The organism is Levilactobacillus tongjiangensis, from assembly GCF_003946345.1.
Taxonomy (GTDB): domain Bacteria; phylum Bacillota; class Bacilli; order Lactobacillales; family Lactobacillaceae; genus Levilactobacillus; species Levilactobacillus tongjiangensis.
The window spans coordinates 1-3436 of record NZ_RHNY01000038.1 but is presented as its reverse complement, the minus strand read 5'-3'; the positions used below and the strand labels follow the sequence as shown (position 1 = coordinate 3436).

3 protein-coding genes are annotated in these 3436 nt (G+C 47.0%); 1 reads left to right on the top strand and 2 read right to left on the bottom strand.

The genetic code is table 11. The annotated features are described in order from the left end of the window. Positions 1–469 precede the first annotated feature (469 nt). Positions 470–1243: an ABC transporter permease gene (locus EKM75_RS12600; protein WP_125694949.1), complete on the bottom strand. Its 774-nt coding sequence runs from the start codon at positions 1241–1243 to the stop codon at positions 470–472. Positions 1244–1404: 161 nt separating this feature from the next. Next, the gene (locus tag EKM75_RS12595; RefSeq protein WP_125694947.1) at positions 1405–2154 is read right to left on the bottom strand and encodes an ABC transporter ATP-binding protein; all 750 of its coding nucleotides are present in this window, start codon (positions 2152–2154) and stop codon (positions 1405–1407) included. 142 nt (positions 2155–2296) lie between these two features. On the opposite strand from EKM75_RS12595, the gene EKM75_RS12590 reads away from it, so the two are divergent. After that, on the top strand, positions 2297–2899 hold the full coding sequence (locus EKM75_RS12590; RefSeq protein WP_125694945.1) for a helix-turn-helix domain-containing protein: 603 nt from the start codon (positions 2297–2299) through the stop codon (positions 2897–2899). Positions 2900–3436 lie beyond the last annotated feature (537 nt).

The window sequence follows — 3436 nt, the reverse complement described above, 5'->3', positions numbered from 1 at the left end:
GGGTTTGATACCAAGTATCAAACCGCCCTACACATATTTGGTTTGTCGAAACAATGTTCAGTTTTCAAAGGTCTACCAGCCATCCGCTCTCGCAGACAACTTAATAATCATATCATTCAACCAATATGATGTCAACAATAAGTTTAAGTTAATTAAACTAGGTTGTTGGCTGCCTAATGAAGCAGCTCAATTAATATACCATTTTGTCAGACCACTTGTCAACAAGCAATTTAACTTTTTAAATTAACGAGCTACTGTCGTAAAAGACAACTTAGATAATATACCATGCACATCGTTGCAGTGTCAACAAAAATCCAAAAACAATATCGATAACCCCACTATTCGTTGGTAGCGGCTCCAGGCCCGTCCCTCGCTCTCCCCATATCACGGGCCAAAAGTCTTTTTTGATAGGATGTCGCCGTGACGCTTGCCAGCATATCTAACTTGCAACTCACGTTTCCGGCCAAGCCTAAATCCGCCGTCTCGAAAAGACCACCGCACCGACCGCTACCAAGAATAACGCCCACACAAGACTGCCAACACTCAACTGCTGGATCGTCAAATGGGTCACATTCTGCTGATAACTGGGATTGGCATACTCTTCCTGTAAGAAGAACATGTTAAACGGATTCCATTTCATCACTGGCAATAACGACTTAAACGACTGCAATAACAAACTGGATACCCCTTCCCCCATGAAACAGACACCCATGCCAATAGCGATTGCCGCCGCACTGTTATGACTGCAGCTTGCCAGCAAGAAGACCAGTCCAATAATCATCACGCCACCATACATATCCAGCCCCACATTAGTCACTAAATTAGCCAATAGTGATTGGTGATAGAGGTAAATGGTCCGCCAGTGTAGGCCCCGCCCAACACTAGTCTTGAGCAATAGTGTCACGATAATGGCCAACCCATGACCTAACACGCTATACCCGAGAACTAGTACATACTTCCCCACAAAGATCGTCCAGCGATGATTCACCTGCGTCGCCAACTGTTTGATCGTCCCATACTCGAATTCCATTGTCACACAGCTAGCGCCAATCACAATGATAAGCATCGTCAGCCATTGAAACCCACCATACGCCGATGAAATATAAAATTTCTGATCATTGACTGATGCGCTGTGGGCCGTCATGGCCAGTCCGCCCATTAAAAGCACCAAGATGACGGGGGCCAGCCACGCCATACGCTGATGTCTGAATTTAAAAATCTCCTGCTGAATTAATTGTCCCATGGTCTATGCCTTCCTCTCTGCCAATAAGCGTAACAAGACTGTCTCTAAATCTTCCCGGTGCTGGCTTACCTTTAAAATTTGAAGATGCGCGTCGAGAAGGGTACGCAGTAAGGGTGTCAACGCAACCGACTTCATCACGATTAAGTTGCTGCCCCGCAGTGTCACTGGATAGTCTGCCTGTAAAAGCACCTGCAAGGCCCGTGCATTTTCCGTCGTCCCGTCCGCACTACTAAAGCTTGCCGCGCCGATTCCCGAAGTTGCGTCATCGTCCGTTGGAGCAACACTTCTCCCTGATCAATTAAGATCACTGTATCAATGATCTTTTCCAGCTCACTCAAAACATGGCTGGAAATTAAAAATGTGATACCTTCCCCTGCCAACTGACCAATCAAATGGCGTAGCCGCTTAACCGATTGGGGATCTAATCCATTCATCGGCTCGTCCAATATGACTAACCGTGGGCGATTCACCAACGCCATGGCAATTCCCAGCTTTTGCTTCATGCCTAGTGAATACCGTTTGGCCGGCCGGTGAATATAGGCTTCCATTTGGAGGACCTGCACTACCCACGTCATTTGTTCCCCGGAAGTCGTCATCAGTTGCAAATGTTGCCAACCAGTCAAAAACGGATAAATTGCTGGGCGTTCGATGAGCGCGCCTACCTGTTGGGTCACAACAGTATGGGTATTGACTGAAACGGGTTGTCCCAAAATCCGAACGTTACCAGCATCTGTAGCTAGCAGGCCCAATAATGCTTTCATAATAGTCGTCTTGCCCGCACCATTGGGCCCGACTAAGCCGACAACTTCACCAGTTGAAAATGCGAAATTCACATCACGCAAGACCACACGGTGACCGAACTTTTTCCGTAGCGCGGTTACCTGAACCATTTTCGCTTGTCCATTTTGCATTGGACATCATCTCCTCCACTCCCTTTCAGCGTACCCGTTCAAATCCCTGAATGATACGGATGCTAGCGAGAATAGCTTGCTATTTCCCGTTGATTCTCTATGCTAGAGTTAACAGCAATTATTAAGGAAGTGAGGTGCCCCCATGGAATCGACAGAACTAGGCGCACGTTTAAAAAAATTCCGACAAACGCAACAACTGACCCAAACGGCACTGGCAGACCAACTACACGTCTCACGGCAGACCGTTTCCAGCTGGGAGACTGGCCGGAACCAACCGGACATCGCCACCATTACCCAATTAGCTACTCTATATGCCGTCCCGGTAGATAACCTTTTACAGGACACAGCAACCGCACCCGTAACGAAACCAGTTACCCACCCAAATGCCAGCCTATTAGTAGTCCTCTTCGGCGTTCTCCTAGTGGAACGCGTCACCCAATTTTCAACATTCCCTGCTCTTTACTGGATGGACTTTCTCATCCTCTTGTTAATTGGTCTTATGCTCAACTTGGGCATTGCCCGGCGCCATCCGAACACTTGGACGAAGCGGATACATTGGATTGGCTTAACAGTATTTGCCGCACTCAGTCTCGTTAGTGGGAGTATCAACGCCTTTAACATGGGCTTTGGCCTAATGACGGCCTGCCAATTCAGTGGCCTGGTCGTTATCATTGCATTGGTCAGAAAGTACTGGCAATCGCGATCAACTAAGGTTACACAACGCCAGAGTGATCGTCATCTATAAGGATTACTGTAACTGCTCACAAAAAAAGGTAACGACCTTCCCGCATGGAAGTGCCGTTACCTTTTTAAAATGACTATTCTTCTAATCTTGCTTAGTGGGCCAGTAATTTCTTTTGACAGTAGTGCGTACGAACATTATCGGCAATTTGAAATAAGTGTCAATTCATCTACGCATCAATGTCAGAATTGGACCACCCACAACCCAAGCATTATAGAATCTGAAAGCGTACCGTCAACGCAAGATACCGTCCATGACTTGTCATGATTTTGATTCGTTTGCACGTTTTCCTTATACATAGATAGGAACCGTAACAGTAGCTCGGAAAAATCATCTGAAGCTACACGTCCGTTTTGCTTCTGACGCCACTTAGTCGCCGGACACACTGTCGTTATGGTCATGCGCCCGACCTTCTTTTAATTTTTTGTATAAAAAAAGGAATCCCTCTCCGGATTCCTTACTCTTCGCGTAGCGACGTCCTATCCTCGCAGGGGGCGATCCCCCAACTACTATCAGCGTGCTGAAGCTTAACTTCCGTGT

Bases quoted from the DNA above. Each gene is read 5' to 3' on its own strand.
- EKM75_RS12595 (WP_125694947.1), bottom strand. From the start codon at position 2,154: ATGCAAAATGGACAAGCGAAAATGGTTCAGGTAACCGCGCTACGGAAA.
- EKM75_RS12600 (WP_125694949.1), bottom strand. From the start codon at position 1,243: ATGGGACAATTAATTCAGCAGGAGATTTTTAAATTCAGACATCAGCGT.
- EKM75_RS12590 (WP_125694945.1), top strand. From the start codon at position 2,297: ATGGAATCGACAGAACTAGGCGCACGTTTAAAAAAATTCCGACAAACG.